The organism is Mucilaginibacter corticis, assembly GCF_007558865.1.
In the GTDB taxonomy this organism is placed as follows: Bacteria; Bacteroidota; Bacteroidia; order Sphingobacteriales; family Sphingobacteriaceae; genus Mucilaginibacter; species Mucilaginibacter corticis.
The window spans coordinates 509,780-531,435 of sequence record NZ_VLPK01000002.1 but is presented as its reverse complement, the minus strand read 5'-3'; the positions used below and the strand labels follow the sequence as shown (position 1 = coordinate 531,435).

17 protein-coding genes are annotated in these 21,656 nt (G+C 41.9%); 8 read left to right on the top strand and 9 right to left on the bottom strand.

Annotation, left to right across the window (positions count from 1 at the left end; translation table 11 throughout):
• The first annotated feature begins 157 nt into the window (after nt 1-157).
• The 4 genes from FO440_RS12985 to FO440_RS12970 all read left to right on the top strand — a co-directional run bounded on the left by FO440_RS12985 (nt 158) and on the right by FO440_RS12970 (nt 4,462).
• Nucleotides 158-901, top strand: coding sequence for a DUF4290 domain-containing protein (locus FO440_RS12985; protein ID WP_144248695.1), 744 nt, complete (start codon nt 158-160; stop codon nt 899-901).
• Between the two features lie 156 nt (nt 902-1,057).
• Entirely contained in the window at nt 1,058-2,365 is a 1,308-nt protein-coding gene (gene murA, locus FO440_RS12980) for a UDP-N-acetylglucosamine 1-carboxyvinyltransferase (RefSeq protein WP_144248694.1), read from the top strand.
• A gap of 145 nt (nt 2,366-2,510) precedes the next feature.
• A complete protein-coding gene (locus tag FO440_RS12975; RefSeq protein ID WP_144248693.1) occupies nt 2,511-4,064 on the top strand; it encodes an ArnT family glycosyltransferase in 1,554 nt (517 codons plus the stop codon).
• Between the two features lie 26 nt (nt 4,065-4,090).
• Nucleotides 4,091-4,462 (top strand): DMT family protein, encoded by a 372-nt coding sequence (locus FO440_RS12970; protein ID WP_144248692.1) that lies wholly within the window; start codon nt 4,091-4,093, stop codon nt 4,460-4,462.
• A gap of 144 nt (nt 4,463-4,606) precedes the next feature.
• Here the strand turns inward: FO440_RS12970 and FO440_RS12965 are convergent, their stop codons facing one another.
• The 5 genes from FO440_RS12965 to tig all read right to left on the bottom strand — a co-directional run bounded on the left by FO440_RS12965 (nt 4,607) and on the right by tig (nt 10,762).
• The gene (locus FO440_RS12965; RefSeq protein ID WP_144248691.1) at nt 4,607-5,965 is read right to left on the bottom strand and encodes a cystathionine beta-synthase; all 1,359 of its coding nucleotides are present in this window, start codon (nt 5,963-5,965) and stop codon (nt 4,607-4,609) included.
• A gap of 73 nt (nt 5,966-6,038) precedes the next feature.
• Complete coding sequence (locus tag FO440_RS12960; protein ID WP_144249146.1) at nt 6,039-6,893, bottom strand: AMP nucleosidase; 855 nt, start codon at nt 6,891-6,893, stop codon at nt 6,039-6,041.
• Nucleotides 6,894-7,076: 183 nt separating this feature from the next.
• On the bottom strand, nt 7,077-8,315 hold the full coding sequence (clpX, locus tag FO440_RS12955) for an ATP-dependent Clp protease ATP-binding subunit ClpX (RefSeq protein ID WP_144248690.1): 1,239 nt from the start codon (nt 8,313-8,315) through the stop codon (nt 7,077-7,079).
• Between the two features lie 122 nt (nt 8,316-8,437).
• Nucleotides 8,438-9,172 (bottom strand): ATP-dependent Clp protease proteolytic subunit, encoded by a 735-nt coding sequence (locus tag FO440_RS12950; protein ID WP_144248689.1) that lies wholly within the window; start codon nt 9,170-9,172, stop codon nt 8,438-8,440.
• 240 nt (nt 9,173-9,412) lie between these two features.
• The gene (gene tig / locus FO440_RS12945; protein WP_144248688.1) at nt 9,413-10,762 is read right to left on the bottom strand and encodes a trigger factor; all 1,350 of its coding nucleotides are present in this window, start codon (nt 10,760-10,762) and stop codon (nt 9,413-9,415) included.
• A gap of 474 nt (nt 10,763-11,236) precedes the next feature.
• Between tig and FO440_RS12940 the strand changes: the two genes are divergently transcribed.
• Nucleotides 11,237-12,334 (top strand): PKD domain-containing protein, encoded by a 1,098-nt coding sequence (locus FO440_RS12940; RefSeq protein ID WP_144248687.1) that lies wholly within the window; start codon nt 11,237-11,239, stop codon nt 12,332-12,334.
• A 58-nt stretch (nt 12,335-12,392) separates the two neighbouring features.
• On the opposite strand, the gene FO440_RS12935 is transcribed toward FO440_RS12940, so the two are convergent.
• From FO440_RS12935 to FO440_RS12925, 3 genes are all read right to left on the bottom strand, one after another.
• Nucleotides 12,393-13,358, bottom strand: a complete 966-nt coding sequence (locus FO440_RS12935; protein ID WP_144248686.1) for a c-type cytochrome — start codon at nt 13,356-13,358, stop codon at nt 12,393-12,395.
• A 61-nt stretch (nt 13,359-13,419) separates the two neighbouring features.
• Complete coding sequence (locus FO440_RS12930; RefSeq protein ID WP_144248685.1) at nt 13,420-14,148, bottom strand: head GIN domain-containing protein; 729 nt, start codon at nt 14,146-14,148, stop codon at nt 13,420-13,422.
• A gap of 112 nt (nt 14,149-14,260) precedes the next feature.
• Nucleotides 14,261-14,869 (bottom strand): GIN domain-containing protein, encoded by a 609-nt coding sequence (locus FO440_RS12925; RefSeq protein WP_144248684.1) that lies wholly within the window; start codon nt 14,867-14,869, stop codon nt 14,261-14,263.
• Nucleotides 14,870-15,262: 393 nt separating this feature from the next.
• On the opposite strand from FO440_RS12925, the gene FO440_RS12920 reads away from it, so the two are divergent.
• Nucleotides 15,263-15,538: a hypothetical protein gene (locus FO440_RS12920; RefSeq protein ID WP_144248683.1), complete on the top strand. Its 276-nt coding sequence runs from the start codon at nt 15,263-15,265 to the stop codon at nt 15,536-15,538.
• 83 nt (nt 15,539-15,621) lie between these two features.
• On the opposite strand, the gene FO440_RS12915 is transcribed toward FO440_RS12920, so the two are convergent.
• A complete protein-coding gene (locus FO440_RS12915; RefSeq protein ID WP_317129801.1) occupies nt 15,622-17,562 on the bottom strand; it encodes a RecQ family ATP-dependent DNA helicase in 1,941 nt (646 codons plus the stop codon).
• A gap of 59 nt (nt 17,563-17,621) precedes the next feature.
• On the opposite strand from FO440_RS12915, the gene FO440_RS12910 reads away from it, so the two are divergent.
• Complete coding sequence (locus FO440_RS12910) at nt 17,622-20,849, top strand: amidohydrolase family protein (RefSeq protein WP_246104216.1); 3,228 nt, start codon at nt 17,622-17,624, stop codon at nt 20,847-20,849.
• 124 nt (nt 20,850-20,973) lie between these two features.
• Entirely contained in the window at nt 20,974-21,573 is a 600-nt protein-coding gene (locus FO440_RS12905; protein ID WP_144248681.1) for a DUF416 family protein, read from the top strand.
• Nucleotides 21,574-21,656 lie beyond the last annotated feature (83 nt).

The window sequence follows — 21,656 nt, the reverse complement described above, 5'->3', positions numbered from 1 at the left end:
ATGTAAAAAAGAGACACAAGGTATTGTGTCTCTACAAATTATTGCACTATATTTGCTGTACTACAAGTCAATACATTCAATTTTAGCCGCCTGTACCCTGTTTTCCGGGGAAAGTCGCCTGGCTAACTTAAAACTTTCTTAAAAACATTTAATTTATATGGCATTAGAAAACACGCCTTCAAATTTTGATTATAATTCTACCCGGAGCAAATTGCTGCTTACCGAATACGGGCGCAACGTACAAAACATGGTTAAGTACATTGTAGACCTGCCCACTAAAGAAGAACGTAACCGCTACGCACAGGTGGTGATAGACCTGATGGGGTTTTTAAACCCGCACCTGCGCGACGTGGCCGATTTTAAACATAAACTTTGGGACCACCTGCACATTATATCTGAGTTTAAAATAGATGTAGACTCGCCTTATCCAAAACCAAGCGAAGAAGCTATCCATATCAAGCCCGAGCCGTTAAGATATCCTAATCAGCGGATCCGTTACAGGCACTACGGTAAAACTATCGAGATGATGATAGAAAAAGCCAAAAGCATTGAGGAGCCCGAGCGCCGCAAACACATGGTGCAGGCCATAGCCAACTTCATGAAAATGGCTTATGTGCAATGGAACAAAGATTCGGTTGCTGACGAAACTATTTTAGCCGACCTGGTAGCCCTGTCAAAAGGCGAACTGAAGCTTGATGAAAACATCAACTTAAATAAAGTTGAATACCGCCCGCAAACACATACCCAAAACAATAATAATAACCGTGGCGGGCGTACCAATAATAACCAAAACAACCGTGGCGGCGCTGGTGGTGCAGGTGGCGGGCGCAACAATAATAACAACCAGCGCAACAACAACCAAAATAACCGTAACCGTAACAACGGCGGTAAAAAATACTAAGTAGACCCCACCCAACCCTCCCCGGTGGGGAGGGCTTATTAAAAGTCTCCCCTGCCGGGGGAGATTTAGAGGGGGTTAGTCAAAATCATAAATATATTTATAATCTTTGCAATGGCTCATGGCACCAATTAACCATGAACTATTAATTATCAACCCATGGTCAACGCATTTGAAATACAGGGCGGCAAACCCTTAAAAGGCGAAATAACGCCCCAAGGCGCAAAAAATGAAGCGCTGCAGATCCTGTCGGCAGTACTGCTTACCGAAGAAAAAATTACCATCAGCAATATCCCCGACATTAAAGATGTAAACAAGCTAATTGAGCTTTTGGGCGATATGGGTGTCATAGTTGAAAAGCTAAGCGAAGACACTTATACATTTGAAGCAAAAGAAATAGACCAGGATTTTTTCCAGTCGGATGCCTTTAAATCAAAAGGCGGCGGGCTGCGTGGTTCTATCATGATAGTCGGCCCTTTGCTGGCGCGTTTCGGCAAAGCATCTATCCCAAAACCCGGCGGTGATAAAATTGGCCGCAGGCGTTTGGACACCCACTTTTTAGGTTTTGAAAAATTAGGCGCGCAATTTAATTACAACCCCGAAGACGGCTTTTTTAATGTCGACGCGTCAAACCTGCAGGGCACGTATATATTGTTAGATGAAGCATCGGTTACCGGTACGGCTAATATTGTTATGGCGGCAGTTTTAGCCAAGGGCATAACAACTATTTACAATGCTGCTTGCGAGCCATATTTACAACAGCTTTGTAAAATGCTTAACCGCATGGGCGCAAAAATAAGCGGCATCGGCTCAAACCTGTTGACTATTGAAGGCGTTACCAGGTTAGGTGGAACAGAACACCGGATGCTGCCTGACATGATCGAGATAGGTTCATTCATTGGCCTTGCCGCCATGACCGGTTCAGAGATCACCATAAAAAATGTACACTACAATGAGTTGGGTATGATCCCCGACGTGTTTAGGCGCCTGGGTATAAAGTTAGAGCTTAGGGGTGATGATATTTATATCCCCGCACAAGATCATTACGAGATTGAAACCTTTATTGATGGGTCGATCATGACCATTGCCGACGCGCCATGGCCGGGCTTTACCCCCGACCTGTTAAGTATTGTACTGGTAGTGGCCATACAGGCAAAAGGATCGGTTCTGATCCACCAAAAAATGTTTGAGAGCCGTTTATTCTTCGTGGATAAATTGCTGGATATGGGCGCCCAGATCATCCTTTGCGATCCTCACCGCGCTACAGTTATCGGCTTAGATAAACAGGTACAGCTACGCGGTATCTCCATGACATCGCCTGATATCCGTGCAGGCGTATCGTTATTGATAGCTGCACTATCGGCACAAGGTAAATCAACCATTTACAATATAGAGCAAATTGAGCGTGGGTATCAGCATATCGATAAAAGGCTGTTGGCTTTAGGCGCTGATATCAAAAGAATTTGATTTGAGGCTGAAGGGCTAAAGGTAAAAGGTTAAAGGTGATACAGTTCCTTTAACCTTTTTCTATTTACTCAAAAAAACCTTTTACCTTTAGCCTTTAACCTTTTACCTAAAAAAACTATCTTTATAAGAACCGATCATAAATTATATGCCCTATAAAAACCGGAAATCGAGTTACACTAACTTTATCCTGATTTTTGTATTTATTAAGATAGGTTTAAATGCACTGGCTATTTCAAACTTCGGCTTTCACCGCGATGAGCTTTTGCATCTTGCACTTGGCGACCATTTAGACTGGGGATACAAAGAGGTGCCCCCTTTTATAGCGGTTCTTGCCCGTTTAACAAGCGTACTGTTTGGCAATTCGGTTTTTGCGGCACGTGTGTTCACCACCATTTGCAGCGGATTAATTATCTGGCTAACCGGTAAGATCACAGTCGAGCTGGGTGGTAAACATTTTGCCATCGCCTTGGCTTGTCTCGCTATTATCTTTTCGCCTGCATTTGTTGCCAGCGGTTATCTTTTTCAACCGGTGGTTTTCGATCAGCTTTGGTGGGTGCTGGCCGTTTGGTTGTTGTTACGTTATGTGAATACCCTTGCTATAAAATATCTTTACTTTATCGGCCTCACGGTAGGCATCGGCATCCTCACCAAATATACCATGCTGTTTTTTGCCGGCACATTAATAGCAGGGCTACTTATCAGCAAACAACGCCGCTTATTGTGGAACAAACACATGTTAGGCGCTACGGCAATAACCTTGCTCATTGTATTGCCAAACTTGGTATGGCAGTTTGAACATCACTGGCCTGTATTTACGCACATGGCTACACTGCAAAAAAATCAGCTGGTTTATATTAAGGCGCTTGATTTTATCAATCAGCAATTGCTGGTAAACGGCATTGCCTTGTTTGTATGGCTTGTTGGCTTTGGTTTCCTGCTGTTTTCATTTAAACTACGCAAATACCAGTTTCTGGCTTTTGCCTTTATGCTGATCTTCCTGTTTTTATTGGAGATGAACGGTAAGAGTTATTACCTATTTGGCGCCTACCCTATGTTGTTTGCCGCGGGGGGCTATGGGTTTGAGCGATGGATCAAGCTAAAATATCCTGCGCTAAGAATAGCCGCGGTAGTGTTATTTGTTGTACCTAACCTGCCATTGTTTCCCTTGTTCCTGCCGGTATTTCCGCTGAATACTACGCTGAAGCTTTTTAGCTACGCAAACAAGCATATCCCGGCTTTTAGGTTTGCGGCTACCTGGGAAGACCATAAACTGCACCCCTTAACTCAGGATTACGCGGATATGCTGGGTTGGGAAGAAATGGTTGCAAAAACCGCGTCGGTTTATAACTCGCTCACGCCCGAAGAAAAAGCCAACACAATTATTGTGGCTGATAATTACGGGGAGGCAGGTGCATTCGCGCATTTTGGCCGCAATTATAAATTGCCCGAAATAGTTTGTCTTAACAGCAGTTTTGCACTATTTGCACCGGCGGATATTCACCCGAAGACAATAATTTATGTAAGTGATGACCGTGATGTAAGCGATTTAGCGCCTATAGTGGATAGCACTAAATTGGTTGGCGAGGTCGCCGATCCGTTGGCAAGAGAATACCGCACAGGTATTTTCATACTAAAAGGCGTAAAACCCACTATCAGCGAACTTTACAAACAAAACCTCAAACAAAAACTGGAGAAATAGCTTTATCCAACAAAAATATCCCTTATATGCGCGGACTAAAAACCATCATTTTCCTCATCATATCCAATACCTTCATGACCTTCGCCTGGTACGGGCACCTCAAGTTTAAAGAATACGACTGGGGTAAAAACCTGAGCTTGATTTCTATAATATTGATAAGTTGGGGATTAGCGTTTTTCGAGTACGTATTCCAGGTACCGGCAAACCGTGCTGGCTTTAAAGGCGATGGCGGCCCTTACAGCCTTGTCCAGCTAAAAACAATTCAGGAAGCCATTACGCTCACCATTTTCATGATCTTCTCCATAGTATTCTTTAAAACCGAGAAATTCGCCTGGAACCATCTAGTGGGTTTTGGCTTGATTGTGCTGGCGGTGTTTGTGATATTTAAGAAGTGGTAAGTGGATGTGCATATTTGCAAATCTGCAGATGTGCAAATGATCGTATTGAACAAATGCTGCTACAAATCATCGTAAACGCAAAAAAGGTGTTGTAACCAAACAACACCTTTTACCTTTATCCTTTTACCTTAAAAACTCCAAAAGCTATCCCGATATCGCGTTAATAATATCATACTGCGTAATAATAGCAATCTGCCCTTCATGCTCCACCAGTACGGCTATATTATCATTATTGATCATCGCCGAGATACGGTCTATTGACGTATTGATATCAACAAACGGAAACGGCGCTGTGCTGATAGTTTTAACCGGTTGAGATTTTAGCGACGGATTTTCCAGCAAGGCATTCAGAATATCGCTCTCGGTGATTTTGCCGATAACCATCCCCGCCTGTGTAACCGGAATCTGTGATATGTTTAAAGATTTAATGGTATTGATAGCCTCTAAAACAGATTTCTCGCTGTCGATGGTTACTATTTCCCGGCTTTCTTTTTTGCTGATGATATCTTTTGCAGTTAGCTTGCCATCCTTCAGGAAGCCACGGTCGCGTAGCCAGTCGTCATTATACATTTTACCCAGGTAGCGTGTGCCATGATCCGGGAAAACTACGACAACCACGTCGCCCTCTTTAAATTTATCCTTCATCTGCAGTAAACCAGCAATTGCCGATCCGGTTGAATTTCCTACAAAGATCCCCTCTTTGCGGGCTACCTCGCGGGTCATTAAGGCGGCATCTTTGTCGGTTACTTTTTCAAAATGGTCTATCAGATCGAAGTTAACGTTGGCCGGCAAAAAGTCCTCGCCAATACCTTCGGTAATGTAAGGATAGATCTCATTCTTATCAAACTCGCCTGTTTCTTTATATTTTTTAAATACCGAGCCATAAGTATCAATACCTAAGATCTGTATAGCAGGATTTTGTTCTTTAAGGTAACGGGCAATACCTGATATGGTTCCGCCTGTACCTACTCCTGCTACCAGGTGGGTTATCTTACCTTCGGTTTGCTCCCAGATCTCAGGGCCGGTAGACTCATAATGCGCCTGCGAGTTTGACAGGTTATCATACTGGTTAGGTTTCCATGAATTTGGCACCTCGCGCTCTAAACGTGATGATACTGAATAATAAGATCGCGGGTCTTCAGGATCAACGTTGGTAGGGCAAACAATAACCTCGGCACCAAAGGCGCGCAGTGCGTCAAACTTTTCTTTCGATTGTTTATCCGTACTGGTAAAAATACATTTATAGCCTTTTATAACAGCGGCAATGGCAAGTCCCATCCCGGTATTGCCGGATGTACCTTCAATAATAGTCCCGCCCGGTTTTAGCTTGCCGCTTTTTTCGGCATCCTCAATCATTTTAAGTGCCATACGGTCCTTAATGGAGTTGCCGGGATTAGTGGTTTCTATTTTAGCCAATACCGTTGCCGGGATATCTTTTACTACCTTATTTAATTTCACCATCGGCGTATTGCCTATGGTTTCGAGTATATTGTTATGCCACATTTTACTGATCGCTATAAATATCTACCAATTTAGTAGAATATAACAAAAGTACAAAAATAGCTTTACCCTGTACTTAAAATCTTAAGTGTTTAACGGTAAGGCCGCCGTTTATCAATTGCTTTAATGATTCAATACCAACCTTTAAATGGGTCTCGACATATTGGGCGCTTACTTTCGAATCACTTTCTGTAGTTTTAACACCTTCAGGGATCATCGGCTGGTCTGATACCAATAATAGCGCGCCTGTAGGTATTTTATTAGCAAATCCGCAGGTAAAAATGGTTGCGGTTTCCATATCCACTGCCATGGCACGTAACTCTTTCAGGTAGCTTTTAAACTTTTTGTCATGCTCCCAAACACGGCGGTTGGTGGTGTAGCATGTACCTGTCCAGTAATCTAATGAAAAATCGCGGATGGTGGTTGATATGGCTTTCTGCAAAGCAAATGACGGCAGTGCAGGTACTTCTGGCGGTAAATAATCGTTAGATGTCCCCTCGCCCCTGATGGCAGCTATGGGCAGGATCAGGTCGCCAACATTATTCTTTCGTTTTAAACCACCGCATTTACCTAAAAATACCACAGCTTTTGGGTGAATAGCGGTCAGCAGGTCCATTACCGTTGCTGCTACCGAGCTGCCCATACCAAAGTTAATAATGGTTATGCCGTTGGCAGTTACGCTTTGCATGGGCTTGTCAACACCCATTATCGGCGCGTTGTCATTCCATTCAGAAAACAGCTGGATATACTTTGAAAAATTGGTCAGGATAATATATTCGCCAAACTCCTCTAAAGGCCGGCCGGTGTAGCGTGGAAGCCAGTTAGCCACAATCGCGTCTTTTGTCTTAAGCCCTTTTTTAACCGGGCTGGTTACTTCTTTTACTTTCGGAAGGTTCTCTCCTTCTTTCTTTACGTTTAATTCTTCGTTCATCATATTTACCCCTCTAAATCTCCCCAAAGGGGAGACTTCTAATTTAATTTATAATTATTTATACTTTCTTGAGCCCTCCCCCTCGGGGAGGGTTGGGAGGGGTTCTTATACAGCAAACCCCGGCATATAGCCAGGGTCGCAGTCTATTTATAACAAATTTAGCCTTTCGGCTTTGTTTTGTTGTTAAGCCACCTTTAATTTTTTAAGGTCTGATTTATCAAACTTCTCGTGTGCGTAATCTAAAGTAATGTTTAGTTTCTTAACATCTTTTTTAGATGGGAATTCAAACATCGCGTCAATCATTATGGCTTCGCAAATTGAGCGCAGGCCACGTGCACCTAACTTAAATTCCATTGCTTTATCAACAATAAACTCAAGTACTTCATCATCAAAATCAAGCGTTACGCCTTCATATTCAAATAACTTTTTGTATTGTTTTAATAACGAATTTTTAGGCTCGGTCAATATGTTGTACAATGCTTCCCTATCCAGCGGATTAAGGTAAGTAAGCACCGGTAAACGGCCTATCAGTTCAGGTATTAAACCAAATGATTTCAGATCCTGCGGGGTAATGTATTTGTAAAGGTTTTTAAGATCAACCTCGCCCTCATTACCTTTTAGCTTATAACCAACTGTTTGCGTGCGTAAACGGTTGGCAATTTTCTTTTCGATACCGTCAAAAGCACCACCGCATATAAATAATATGTTGCTGGTATTAACCGTGATCATTTTCTGATCAGGGTGTTTACGGCCGCCTTGTGGTGGTACGTTAACCATGGTACCTTCTAATATTTTTAACAAAGCCTGTTGTACACCTTCGCCGCTTACATCGCGGGTGATTGACGCATTATCGCTTTTACGGGCAATTTTATCTACCTCATCAATATACACGATACCACGCTCGGCAGTAGCGACATCATAATCGGCAGACTGCAGCAAACGGGTTAAGATGCTCTCTACATCCTCGCCTACATAACCTGCTTCAGTTAATACAGTGGCATCGCAAATGCAAAACGGAACGTTTAATATTTTAGCAAGCGTTTTAGCCAATAAAGTTTTACCTGTACCGGTTTCGCCCACCATAATAATGTTTGATTTTTCTATCTCAACCTCGTCTTTATCAACACGTTGGTTTAACCTTTTGTAGTGGTTGTAAGTAGCAACGGCTAATATTTTTTTAGCATCGTCCTGGCCAATAACGTATTGGTCAAGGTGCGTTTTAATTTCGTATGGCTTTAATATTGCCGGCGAAGTTGGCGAAGTTTTAACCTTGCGCACCTTTAACTCTTCGGCAAGTATCTCATTAGCCTGGTTAACGCATTTATCACAAATGTGTGCATCAAGCCCCGCTATAAGCATCAATGAATCTTGCTTGCCTGCGCCGCAAAATGAACACCTTATCTCTTTACTATTTTTATTCATTGTGATTTATAGTTAGCAAAATTACGCAATTGGTATTATAAAAAAAAACTTAAGTCCTAAGCCATAAGTCTTGATCAAAATCAGCGACTATAGACTAAGGACTTAAGACTACAACTTACTAATTACTTCTTTGTTTTACTGCCTTTTAATATTTCGTCAATCATACCAAATTCTTTGGCTTCTTCGGCAATCATCCAATAGTCACGGTCTGAAGCTGTGTTTACTTTGTCAAATGATGCGCCGCTATGATCGGCAATGATCTGGTATAATTCTTTTTTCAGCTTGGTGATCTCATGGTAAGAGATCTCGATATCTGACTGTTGGCCTTGCGCGCCGCCTGATGGCTGGTGAATCATTACCCTTGAGTGTGGTAGTGCCGCTCTTTTACCTTCGGAACCTGCACATAATAATACAGCGGCCATTGACGCTGCCATACCTGTACAGATGGTCGCAACATCGTTAGATATAAATTGCATGGTATCATAAATACCTAAGCCTGCATATACAGACCCGCCCGGCGAGTTGATATAGATCTGGATATCGCGTTTGGCATCTGCCGATTGCAAAAACAATAACTGCGCCTGGATAACATTGGCATTCTGATCGTATATCGCGTCACCCAGGAAAATGATCCGGTCCATCATTAAACGTGAAAACACGTCCATCTGGGCCACGTTTAACTGGCGCTCTTCAATAATATATGGTGTCATGCCCGTAATACCCGGAGCAGTGACTATACCTGTAGGGGTATTGCTGCGGTTTACGCCGCCAATAAATTTATCTACATAGGTGCTGCTGATGCGGTGATGCTTAACAGCATATTTTCTGAATTCGTTTTTATCTGGATTACTGTTCATGTGTATGTGTTTTTTACTTGTGGTTGTATAGGCGGTTGCCCGCGATAAATATAGTTTTTAGTTGAATATATTTTAAATGATAAAGTTTGTTAAAAGTAAAATAATTACCCCTCTAAATCTCCCCCAAGGGCAGACTTCTCGTCGCGCTGATAAAAGCCCTCTCCATTGGGGAGGGTTGGGAGGGGTAAAAAAAAAGCATCCCTTTTGAGGATGCTTTTTAAAATATGCTTAAGGATATACTTATTTAGCCAACGCTTTAAAATCGTTGTAAAATATGTCCTTTTTGTCTAAAGTAATTACGCTCTTAATATAATCTAATGTTTTAAGGGCTTTTACTTCGTCAAATACTTTATTAGCATTCTCTTTGTTTTGAAGGTATTGTACCGCGTATTGCGATAATTGCTCATCAGCAATTGGGGTTGGGCTGTACATTCTGAATTGCTGATCAAGGCTTTGTTTTGCTGCCGCAAAAACTTCTTCGTATTTTATCTCGATGTTGTTGTCTTTAATGATCTTGTTTTCTATCAAAGTCCATTTAAGGTTTTGTGCAAAATCATTATAGCCGCCTTCTAACTCTTCGTCAGTCAATTTCTCGTTAGTAACCTTTAACCAGCGTTTCAGGAAATCATCAGGTAAATCAAACTTCACTTTATCTACGCTGTAGTTATAGATATCGTTTTGCAGTTTACGTTCAGCATCCTGGCTCATCATGCTTTCTAACTCTTCGGTTATCTTAGCTTTAAAACCGGCTTCGTCGGTTACAACACCTTCGCCAAATAATTTATCAAAGAACTCCTGATTCAGATCGCTTTCTTCTAAGCGGTTAACATTCTTAACAGTTAATTTGAAGTTTGATTTCAAATCAGCCGCTTCAGCTTCGTCTATGCCTAAAATTGCTGCTACCTTTGGGGTATCGTTGTTGTAGGCTTTCTGAATATCCAGCGTTACGTCATCATCCTTTTTTAAGCCGATAAGCGATTTTTTAATGTCCGCGTCCTGGATCTGCTCTAATCTTACTGATGTTGTATTGCTTATTCCATCATCAAAAACAGAACCATCCGGCGAAAGCTGCGTTAATTGCGCATATAAAACATCATCCTCTGCCGATACGTCAGGATTTGTCATTTTGCCATAGCTTCTGCGGATATTTTTAACACGCTCGGCTAAAGTTTCGTCATCTATCTTGATCACATACTGGGTAAGTTTATCTTTTGATGAAAAATCTAAAGCAAACTCAGGGGCCAAACCAATTTCGTAGTTAAACTCAAATTTGTCAGCAAAGTCCCAGTTATATTGTTGCGTATCGTCAACCTTAGGTAGCGGTTGGCCTAATACTTCCAGTTTTTGTTCGGTGATGTAATTGTTCAGGGTATCTGATAATAGGTTGTTCACCTCGTCAACCAAAATACTTTTGCCATACATTCTTTTTATATGTGCCGGCGGAACCATTCCCGGACGGAAGCCCGGCATATTTGCTTTTTTAGCATGGTCTTTTATTGCCTTATCAACACGTCCCTGGTAATCGGCAGGGTCAATATTGATCTTTACTACTGCATTCAGGTTGTCGATCTTTTCCTGTGTAATATTCATCTTTAATGGGTATTTAAGTATTAAGTACCTGCGTTTACGGCTTATTTAATTGAAGCCTATAAATTTAGAGGCGCAAAAATACGAATTTATTTTTAATTAGGTGATGTTGAATAATGATACTTTCAAACTCACAAAATTGAATTTATTGGCCTTTTCGTGTTAAGAAAAACACTTATTGTACAGTATTGTGTAATTATTCTGTTATAAAGACGAATAAAGCTACTTGAATATACATTATAGCTAAAATTCTCGTTAAAATTGCGTGCTGATAATGTGCTGCTTTGAATAACCCCCGTTACTTATAGGTGTAATCATCATCACACCCTTACTAATTTAAATCTTTAGTTAAAAAAATTAGGACACTAAATCCTGTGGCGTAGCTATGCTTAAATTTTAAGTATCTATTCTGCGGCTTACATATAACCTACATCTGCATCTATATAAAATAATTAAATACTTAACCAACTAACACTTATGAAAATCAACACACAACTACCTATGAAAAAGTTAATGAAACCATTAGGATTACTATTTTGCATGGCCGCGATCGTATCCTGTTCAAAAAAAGACCAGCCTTTACCGGTTGATGTTACTCCAATTAACCCCTTATCTGATTTCACAATCACCGCCGATCCGTCCGATGCACTGACGTATATGTTTACCAGCCTGGCAAAAAATGATATCAAGTTGGCATGGAGATTTGGCGACGATAGCTTATCTACCGACTCCAACCCGACTCACACTTACCAAACTACCGGAAATTACCAGGTGAGTTTAGAGACTACTTCAAAAACCGGCAATACGTCAAACAAATACACAAATTTACTGCTTGATCCTAATAAAATATTGCAAGCTACCGCCGTGAAAACAGAAGTCTTATACCAACTTCAGTTTGGCATTACAATAAACGCAAAAATTAAATCTGCGGCATGGACATTTAACGCGGTAGATCCCGTTACAGCAGTTGTTAAGACTACAACCAGCACCTCATTAACGCCTTTGGTATCGTTCGCTTACGGAAGCTTTAACAATTTTTCGTTAACGGTTACTACTGATAAAGGAAGTGTGGTAACTATTAGTAAGAGTGTTACAACAGATGGTATAGCTACCGATGTTACCCAAACCAATGTAGGTTATTCAGTAACATATGATAACACTGACAATACAAATGAAAACGCTGCAAAATTGATAGATAACAACACACAAACCAAGTTTGGTTATTACTCGGCTTTCCCCGGCGATGAAAATATTCAGCTTACATTCCCGGCACCAATAGCTGTAAAACTGTATGCTATTGAAAATGGAAACGACTCTGAAAGTACCCGCGATCCGAAAGAATGGTATATTGAAGGATCAAATGATGGCGGTACTACATGGAGCCAGGTAGATCACCAATTACTAACCATTGGTTTTGCTGATTATTTAACCTCAATAGGCCAATATGATACCAGATATTACAGGTATTTTTATTACCCGATAGCAAATCCAAAAGCTTATTCAATGTACAGGTGGAGAATTGTGAGCACGTTTGCAGGTGCATTCCAAATTATGGAGTTCAAATTATTCGAATAACAATCTCTGTCAACTTAAAAAAATGCCCGGCGTGTAACCGGGCATTTTTTATTTACAATTAATTGAATTTAACTACATTATTTTTAACCGGCTTAACCGTTTTAAGATAAGCGTAAATTGATGCCAGATCGCCATCTGTCATTTTGCTGTATTGCCACCATGGCATAATGGTTTGAAATTGGCCTGCGGCTACGGCTTGCGCTTTACCTGGATCGTTAAAGGCTTTAAACCTGGCTATAAACATTTGTTTTGACCAGTTACCTATTCCTGTAGTAACATCGGGTGTAATATTTGCAGGGCGCAAAGTGTGGCCGTTTACCTTAAATTCTTTACCGCCTGCAAACTCAAGGCCTGCAATGATCTTCCCTTTATCATCCTGCGAATGGCATTCCTGGCAGGCGCTTGATTGTACCAGGTATTCGCCGTATTTAACACTATCCCTGGTATCAGGCTTTGTACCTAATGTTGCCTTTTGCGGCATGGTGTGTACAATAATATTAAGCGGGAAATCAAGTTTGGACTTTGGGTAATCTGTAGTTACCGGCTTAAGCGTACGGATGTAGACAATGATAGAATAGATATCCTCCCTATCCATTTTTGAATAATACGGCCACGGCATTAATGGAAATATAGCCGAACCATCCTTTTTTACACCCGTAGTTATGGCGCGAAATAACTCGCCGTCTGTCCATGACTGTAGTTTAGCCGGGGTAATATTAGGTACAATGACATCGCCGGGAAAACCTTCGCCTGCGCCAAATTTATCACCGCCTACTCCCAGCCGGTTTGTATCTATCGGATTGCCAAATCTTACCGGGTCTTTAGGCGAATGACAATCCAGGCATGCAGCCACGTTGTTGGCAAGATATTTACCGCGCGCTATACGTTGCGGGCTGGCTTCTACTTTAATATTTTCTGCAGGGCCAACATTTGGCAGGGCCAGTGTAACATAGGCTACAACACCAATGAGTACAATAACAATAATAATTGCCAGGTAAGCAATTGCTTTAATAACTTTTTTCATGATTGTGGTAAGGGTTGATATGCAGCAAAAGCCTGAAAAGACATTAGCCGCAGGTTTATGTTTAGTCTACTTTGGTTAATGATGAAACGCCTGATTTTTGATTATGGATACTTGTTGGGTTTCCTTTGTACTTGATAGATGCTGCCCCGCTGCTGTTAATGGTCAGATCGCGCAATACATTAATTTCGCAATCGCTGGCGCCCGATGTTTCAATGTTGTAGTTACCCGTCACAAAATCAAAGGCATGTAACTTACCCCCGCCATCCATCTCAATGTTATGTGCACTGGCCTGCCCCTTTAAAGTAATTTCTGTTACACCGCTGCTTTTGGTATTTACATCAGCAGCGTCAAGGTCAAGATCCAGTTTTGTAGCACCAGACAGGTCGAACTCAACATTTTTAGTAACCAATTTCCCATCAGTACTAATATCAATTGCCCCTGAAGTTTTTATAGCATTGATATTTTTAATACCAATAGTAACCGTGATCTCGCCGCTGCTGCATATATTTTTTTTATCGGTTGATACTTTTAGCTTGTCACCGCTTACTTCAGTTTTAATGTATTTAAGCAGGTTATCATCGGCAGATATTGTTATGTTTAATGAACTGTCCTGTTTAAGGGTGATCTTATAAGCGCCCGCAATATCCAATTTTGTAAAGTCGGCCACCTTGCGGTTTTCGGGGACCACATGTCCTGACCCTTTGACACAACCCGATTTACATGAGGATAATAACAACAGGCAACCAGCCGTAAAAATTACCAGGAAGGTTAAGTAAGCTTTTCTCATCATATTGATTTTTAGTTTAATAAGCTAAATGGTTTATTGAAGTTACAAAAAAAATCAGGAGCTAATTAGCTCCTGACCAAAATATATAGTGAACTTTTGCAAAAGTGTGCGTAGGTTATAAGCTTGCCATTTTTTCTTCGGCTTTACGTACTGCGGTTTTTGTGGTATTTACCTCGTTGCTATTGGCTGCCACAAGTTGCGATTTGTTAACAGTTGATGACTGGCTATATTTAAGGCTGTAATCATTTATATTACCTGATAGGTTAGCAGTTGCGCGGTTGTTAACGGTGATGTCGGCAGCAAAAGCGTCTAACTTTAATTGTGCGGCTGCATTGTTATTTAGCGTTACTTTCAGATCAATAGCGGCTAATGTTCCGTATGATTTAACAGTGGCATTATCATTAGCTGTTATCGCGTGCAGATCGGCAACGGTTACCAATACTACCAGTTTATCAGCAGTGTATGACGAGATGCGCAGTACACCGTCCTTGTCTTGCACCAAAGCGTTTTTAGCGTAGTATTTGTCAAACACTTTTACCTGGTCTTTATCGCCGTTGGTAATATAAACTTCAACGTTTCCTGAAGCTTCAATTTTATTAATATTGTTTGTTGCTACCAATACGGCAGCTTGATTGCCATCAACATTTTTAGTTGCGGCACTTGCCATTGTTACACTTAATATGATGGTTAACAATGTGATCAGGGTTACTATTCTTGTTTTCATTTTCGTAATTATTTGTTGTGATTATCTTTTTTGTTATTTTAAATACACCCATAAGACAGCAGCAAATAACCAGACGTTACAGCGAAATACGGCGAAATCGACACACTATCTGTTTTACTCGGTAAAGGCCATGAAACCATCGGTGAAAACGGCAGGAAAATTAAAGAGTTATGACAGTAGAATATGATGATTAGCAATTTGGCGTGTCTAAGCGGCACCTGATCAATATAAAAACGCAATGTTTTTTCGCCTTAAAAAACTATTTGTGTCTTTGCGGGAATCTATAAACACTGTTTACTCTGAATAACTATTAAAAAATAGAGCCTGCTACTTTTAAAAAATTGCACGATTACTTTTAATTAATAATGATACTTTTGGTTCATACCAATCACAATGAAAAAAAATCTGTTTATTATCGCCGTTATAGCGTTTGTCTATTCATGTAAAAAGTCTGAAACCGCCAAAGCACCAGATCCTACTTTTTGTTGGAAATGTTATATGTATAAATCCTATCCGGGCATTGGGCTTGATCTCGCAGATCCTATAATTTCTACCAGGTGTGATAGTACCCAGGCTCAAATAGATAAGTATGTTTCTGATAATACAATTAAAGTTATCAGCGGTAATTCTACAAAACTCACTCAGATAATAAACTGCACCAAACAATAAATTGAGGCAATGATATTAAGCGCTCTGTAAATAGTGTCTAAAGTTTGGCTGATGCGGATTAATATTGACGGAAGTATATCCCGTTAGAGGTAATATTTTTCGCCGTTAAATTTGATCTTACCGGCATCCAGCAACAGGCGGATGGTATCAAGCCGCTCTTTTTCTACACCGTTCTTTATGGCCGATACCAGATCGCTGATATCTAATGGAGCTTCGCTTAGCAGCTGTGCTATCTCGGTGGTAATATCATCCGTCACATCAACGGCATTTTGTGCGCGCTTTTCTTCAAGACATACGTCGCAAATTCCGCATTTATTGGCTTTGGGCTCGTCAAAATAAGACAACAATAATTGGCTGCGGCATATTTTATGGGTGCAGTAAGCAAATACGGCTTCTATCTTTTTACGATAGGTTTGCTTACGCTGCTCAATATATTGCTTATTGATATATAGGTTGTTGGGTTGTTGCCTGGCTTTTAAATAAGTAACCTGCGGCTGATCATTCTGCGGCAGGTAACTCAATATATTATATTCCTGCAGTTGCTTCAGGCCTTCTATTACCTGCTGCACACTCAGGTTTGCGCGGCGGGCAATATCAAACTCTTTTAAACGTACATAGTTTTCAAACGCGCCACCGTACGACCGCAGCAGGGTTTTAATAAATCCGTCCCAGCCGGCATTCTGGATCTGGAAATTATACAACTGCTCGTTAAATACCTCAAACCTGAACCGCGACGGTAAAAACACACTTTCATTAAACGACAGGTATTCATCCTGCTCTAAAAACTTGAGCGCGTTTAACGTTTTTATTACATCGAGTTTATACTTGGCGCAAAACGCGCCCAGGTCAAGGTCGAAGTTGATACCCGCGCCCGCGCCATAAGCAACCGAGTAATAGTTTGACAGGTAATGGTAAACCTGTTTGATCTCATCAACCGAAGGGAAACTCAGCTCGAATAACTTTTCTTGCCGTGCCCTGTCTGCATTATTATATAGTAGGACACCATAGGCTTTATTTTCATCACGCCCTGCCCTGCCGGCTTCCTGATAATAAGCCTCCAGGCTTTCGGGCGGGTCTTTATGGATCACAAAACGTACATCGGGTTTGTCTATCCCCATACCAAACGCGTTGGTAGCTACTATGATATTTGTTTTATTGATCTTCCAGCTTTCCTGTTTTTTTGAGCGTTCGTCTGGCGTTAAACCGGCGTGGTAATAGTCGGCGCTTATGCCGTTATCGTTATAAAATTTTGCTATTTCTGCACATTCACGACGGCTGCGTACGTAAACAATACCACTGCCTTTCACGCCTGTGGCGATGTCGAGCATTTTGCGCAGCTTATTCTCTTCAAACTGCACTACATAACTTATATTCTTTCGCTCGAAGCTTTTCTGAAATACAACCCCGTTTTTAAACTGCAGTTTATCCTGGATATCTATACGCACTTCGGCAGTCGCGGTGGCGGTAAGCGCCAGTATGGGTACATCCGGGTGCAACTCGCGCAGGTCAGCGATATGCAGGTACGCCGGCCTGAAGTCATATCCCCATTGCGAGATACAGTGCGCCTCATCAACCGCGAAAAGGTTCACCTTCATGTATTTTATCCGCTCGCGCACCAGATCAGACAATAAACGTTCAGGTGACAGGTATAAAAACTTAACCCCATTATAGATACAGCTATCCAGCGCCAGGTCTACCTCGCGCTTGCTCATGCCGGCAACTATGGCTATTGCCTCTATCCCTTTTTGCTTCAGGTTTTCAACCTGGTCTTTCATCAGCGCTATCAGCGGCGATATTACAATACAGATCCCATGCTTAGCCAGCGCGGGCACCTGGAAACATACCGACTTGCCCCCGCCCGTCGGCAGCAGCGCCAGCGTATCGTTGCCCAGCAATACAGACTGGATAATATCCTCCTGCATAGGCCGGAAAGCGTCATGGTTCCAATAAGCTTTTAATATTTCCTGTATTGTCATTAAAATTACCGCAGTGTCAAAACTATTATATTTTAACCACGTTTTCATGGATACGCTCACTAAAATGCCTCAATAGTTTTATCTTAGCACCGAAAACATTAACCCTCATGAAGCTACTTAAACTAACATTTATATTTTTAATTGTGGCTTGCAACGTGCAGGCCCAGAAATGGAACGTTGAAGCCCCCCCGGGAACATCAAAAAAAGTAACCATAAACACTACCGAAGGCACCTGGATGAACCTGGACGTAAGCCCCGATGGTAAAACCATTGTGTTTGACCTTTTAGGCGATATTTATAATGTCCCTATTACCGGCGGAAAAGCTGTTTTACTGGCAGGCGGTAAATCTTACGAGGTACAGCCCCGTTACAGCCCTGATGGTAAACAGATCTCATACACCAGCGATAAAGAAGGTGGTGACAATATCTGGGTGATGAATGCCGACGGCAGCAATAAACACTCTATCACCAAAGAAAGCTTCAGATTATTGAACAACGCGTCATGGACGCCTGACGGCCAATACCTGGTAGCCCGTAAACACTTTACAGGCTCACGCTCATTAGGTGCAGGCGAAATGTGGATGTACAACAAAAACGGCGGCGACGGTATCCAGTTAACCAAACGTAAAAACGACCAGCAGGATGCCGGCGAACCTATTGTATCGCCCGATGGCAAATTTGTTTACTGGAGCGAGGACGTTACCCCCGGACCAAATTTTGAATACAGCAAAGACCCTAACGCGGGCATTTACGCTATAAAACGCCTTAACCGCGAAACCGGTAAAATAGAAACCGTAACCGGCGATGCCGGCGGCGCATGCCGTCCGCAAATATCGCCAGATGGTAAGTTGCTGGCTTTTGTTAAACGGGTAAGGTTAAAATCGGTGATCTACCTGCATAAATTAGATACCGGGGAAGAATGGCCTGTGTACGATGACCTGTCGCATGATCAGCAGGAAACCTGGGCCATTTTTGGCGTTTATCCTAACTTTGCCTGGACACCCGACAGTAAAAACATTATTTTTTACGCCAAAGGCAAGATCTGGAACCTGGATATCGCAACGCTAAGCGCTGTACAGATCCCATTTGAAGTTAGCTCGCAGCAAACAATTACCGATGCTTTGCATTTTCAGCAAAAAGTTTTCCAGGATGATTTCCCGGCGCGGATGATCAGGCAATTGACTACGTCGCCTGATGGCAAACGCGTGGCATTTAACGCCGCCGGGTATATTTATGTAAAAGACCTGCCGCAAGGCGTACCTACCCGTGTTGATACTACCGGCGATTTTGGGTACAGCCCAAGCTTTAGCCCCGACGGCAAAACATTGGTTTATATTGCATGGAACGATGTATTGAAAGGATCTATCAATACTGTCGACTTAACCACGCACCTGATAACCAAACTAACTGCCGATAAAGGTTTTTATTACACCCCGAGATATTCAAACCACGGCGATAAGATCATCTATCGTAAAGGCGAGGGTAACGAAGTGCTGGGTTTTGCTTATGGCACCAACCCGGGTATCTATACCATATCCACATCTGCAGGCAGCACACCGCAAATGATCCTTGATAATGGTATTAACCCGCGCTTCTCTACCGATGACAGTAAGATCTATTACCAAAGCCGCGAGGGTGATAAAAAAGCATTTAAGGTGATGGACGTAAGCGGTGCTAACCAGCGTACTTTATATACATCAACTTACACCACCCAGTTTGAACCCAGCCCTGATGGTAAATGGATGGCTTTTACCGAGCTGTTTAACTGCTACATTACCCCAATGGTTAACGCCGGTAGCCCGCTTGACCTTTCAGCAAGCAATAAATCATTACCTTTAACAAAGCTGACCAAGGATGCAGGCACATTCCTGCACTGGAGTAACGACAGCCAAAAACTAATGTGGACCATGGGCCCTAAATATTATACCAGGGATATCCACAGCGCTTTTAACTTTATTGATGGCAGTAACCCGCCGATAGATACCGCCGGTGTTGATATAGGCCTTAGATTAAAAACCGACGTACCTGACGGCAAAATAGCCTTTACCAATGCCCGCATCATCACTATGAAAGATGATGAGGTGATAGAGAAAGGCACCATAGTTATTGATCATAATAAAATATTCGCCGTAGGCAAAGCCGGCGAAGTACAAGTACCTGATGATGCCAAGATCATTGATGTTGCCGGTAAAACCATTATGCCCGGACTGGTTGATGTGCACGCACATTTACACCCTAGCCCTGATGGTATTTCGCCGCAGCAGGACTGGAATTATTTTGCCAACCTGGCTTATGGTGTTACCACCGCGCACGACCCGTCAAGCAATACCGAAATGGTTTTCAGCCAGTCTGAAATGTTAAAGGCCGGCCGCATGATAGGGCCCCGGGTATATTCTACCGGCTCGATATTATATGGTGCCGATGGCGATTTTAAAGTGGTAATAAACAGCCTTGACGATGCAATGTCTGCAGTGCGCCGTTTAAAGGCAGTAGGTGCTTTTTCGGTTAAAAGTTATAACCAGCCCCGCCGCGAACAGCGCCAGCAGATTATTGAAGCTGCCCGCCAGTTGCAAATGGAAGTAGTGCCCGAAGGCGGATCGACATTTTTGACCAATATGAACATGATCCTTGACGGGCATACCGGCATTGAGCATAGCATACCTGTCTGGCCGGTTTATAATGATGTAAAATCATTATGGAACGATAGCAAGACCGGCTATACCCCTACGCTGATTGTGAGCTACGGCACCCAGTTTGGCGAAAACTATTGGTATGACCGTACCGAGGTTTGGAAAAATGAGCATTTGCTGAGCTTTACGCCACGTCAGATCATAGATGCAAGATCACGCCGCCGCACAACTTCTGAATATGGTGAATACGGCCATATCGAGATCTCAAAATATGTTAAACAGATTGCCGACGGCGGCACCAAGGTTAACATGGGTGCCCATGGACAGATCCAGGGTATAGGCGCGCACTGGGAAATGTGGATGCTGGCACAAGGCGGCATGACACCATTACAGGTGATCAGGTGCGCTACCATGAACGGTGCTTCTTATTTAGGCATGGATAAAGAAATAGGCTCATTAGAGCGTGGTAAACTTGCCGACATGATCGTATTAAACCAAAACCCATTGGATGATATCCGCAACAGCGATAACATTAAATATGTGATGATCAACGGTCGCCTGTACGATTCTGAAACTATGAACGAAATTGGCAACCACGAAAAACTGCGCGGCCGTTTCTGGTGGCAACTAAACCGTGGCGACGGTGTTACCTTACCCGTAGGCAATACAGAAACGTATTTGTATACCATTGAGGATGGGGATTAATTGATTGATTTCGGATGTCGGATATCGGATTTTCGATTTAGAATAATATAGCAAACAAGGCCTGCAAAAATTGCAGGCCTTGTTTGTTTGTGGGTGTAGTAAATGTATTTAAATTAGTGTTGTTATGGATAATTATAGACAACAAATAAAAAACGAAGTACAATTACTTTCTGATGTTAAGAAAATAGCATTTGCCGCGTTGACAAGTGAAAAGCTATATCCTAATTATGTTTTTTTTCAAAAAAATACAGGATGGGGTAACGCTGGAATCCTGGAGAGTGCATTAGTCGTTATTTATCAATCGATGTTAAATAGAAATAAGATAGATAAGGAAATAATAAAAGATTCTATTTTTGCCGTCGACTCCATAACCCCCGATACAGAAGATTTTCCAGGCTTATTGACATCATTTGCATTAGATTCTTGTACTTCAATATATAATACATTAAACTACTTACTTGACAACAATATCGAGCACATTATTGATGTTGCCATATATGCGAGGGATACGGTAGATATGTTTGTGCAAGAAAAAGAAGATCTCGAATATAGTGATCCCTATTTTGAGTTAAAGATCGTCAATGATCAGTTTATGGTAAGGGAAACCAACAGACAAATGATGTTATTAAAAAGATTAAGGAATATTCAGGACAACGAGTTATTTAACTTAATTGACAATCTGAGAGATAGAACAGCAATAATTGATATCAATTTACTACCATAAATACTTCAAGACACTGATCGAAGTTTAAAAACTTCGTCCTAAAATGTAGCAAGCATTCTGCTTGCTGTCACTAATCGAAGTTT

Excerpts from the sequence above, each read along its gene's own strand:
- FO440_RS12985 (WP_144248695.1), top strand. The coding sequence starts at position 158 with ATGGCATTAGAAAACACGCCTTCAAATTTTGATTATAATTCTACCCGG.
- murA (WP_144248694.1), top strand. The coding sequence starts at position 1,058 with ATGGTCAACGCATTTGAAATACAGGGCGGCAAACCCTTAAAAGGCGAA.
- FO440_RS12975 (WP_144248693.1), top strand. The coding sequence starts at position 2,511 with ATGCCCTATAAAAACCGGAAATCGAGTTACACTAACTTTATCCTGATT.
- FO440_RS12970 (WP_144248692.1), top strand. The coding sequence starts at position 4,091 with ATGCGCGGACTAAAAACCATCATTTTCCTCATCATATCCAATACCTTC.
- FO440_RS12965 (WP_144248691.1), bottom strand. The coding sequence starts at position 5,965 with ATGTGGCATAACAATATACTCGAAACCATAGGCAATACGCCGATGGTG.
- FO440_RS12960 (WP_144249146.1), bottom strand. The coding sequence starts at position 6,893 with ATGAACGAAGAATTAAACGTAAAGAAAGAAGGAGAGAACCTTCCGAAA.
- clpX (WP_144248690.1), bottom strand. The coding sequence starts at position 8,315 with ATGAATAAAAATAGTAAAGAGATAAGGTGTTCATTTTGCGGCGCAGGC.
- FO440_RS12950 (WP_144248689.1), bottom strand. The coding sequence starts at position 9,172 with ATGAACAGTAATCCAGATAAAAACGAATTCAGAAAATATGCTGTTAAG.
- tig (WP_144248688.1), bottom strand. The coding sequence starts at position 10,762 with ATGAATATTACACAGGAAAAGATCGACAACCTGAATGCAGTAGTAAAG.
- FO440_RS12940 (WP_144248687.1), top strand. The coding sequence starts at position 11,237 with ATGAAAATCAACACACAACTACCTATGAAAAAGTTAATGAAACCATTA.
- FO440_RS12935 (WP_144248686.1), bottom strand. The coding sequence starts at position 13,358 with ATGAAAAAAGTTATTAAAGCAATTGCTTACCTGGCAATTATTATTGTT.
- FO440_RS12930 (WP_144248685.1), bottom strand. The coding sequence starts at position 14,148 with ATGATGAGAAAAGCTTACTTAACCTTCCTGGTAATTTTTACGGCTGGT.
- FO440_RS12925 (WP_144248684.1), bottom strand. The coding sequence starts at position 14,869 with ATGAAAACAAGAATAGTAACCCTGATCACATTGTTAACCATCATATTA.
- FO440_RS12920 (WP_144248683.1), top strand. The coding sequence starts at position 15,263 with ATGAAAAAAAATCTGTTTATTATCGCCGTTATAGCGTTTGTCTATTCA.
- FO440_RS12915 (WP_317129801.1), bottom strand. The coding sequence starts at position 17,562 with ATGAAAACGTGGTTAAAATATAATAGTTTTGACACTGCGGTAATTTTA.
- FO440_RS12910 (WP_246104216.1), top strand. The coding sequence starts at position 17,622 with ATGAAGCTACTTAAACTAACATTTATATTTTTAATTGTGGCTTGCAAC.
- FO440_RS12905 (WP_144248681.1), top strand. The coding sequence starts at position 20,974 with ATGGATAATTATAGACAACAAATAAAAAACGAAGTACAATTACTTTCT.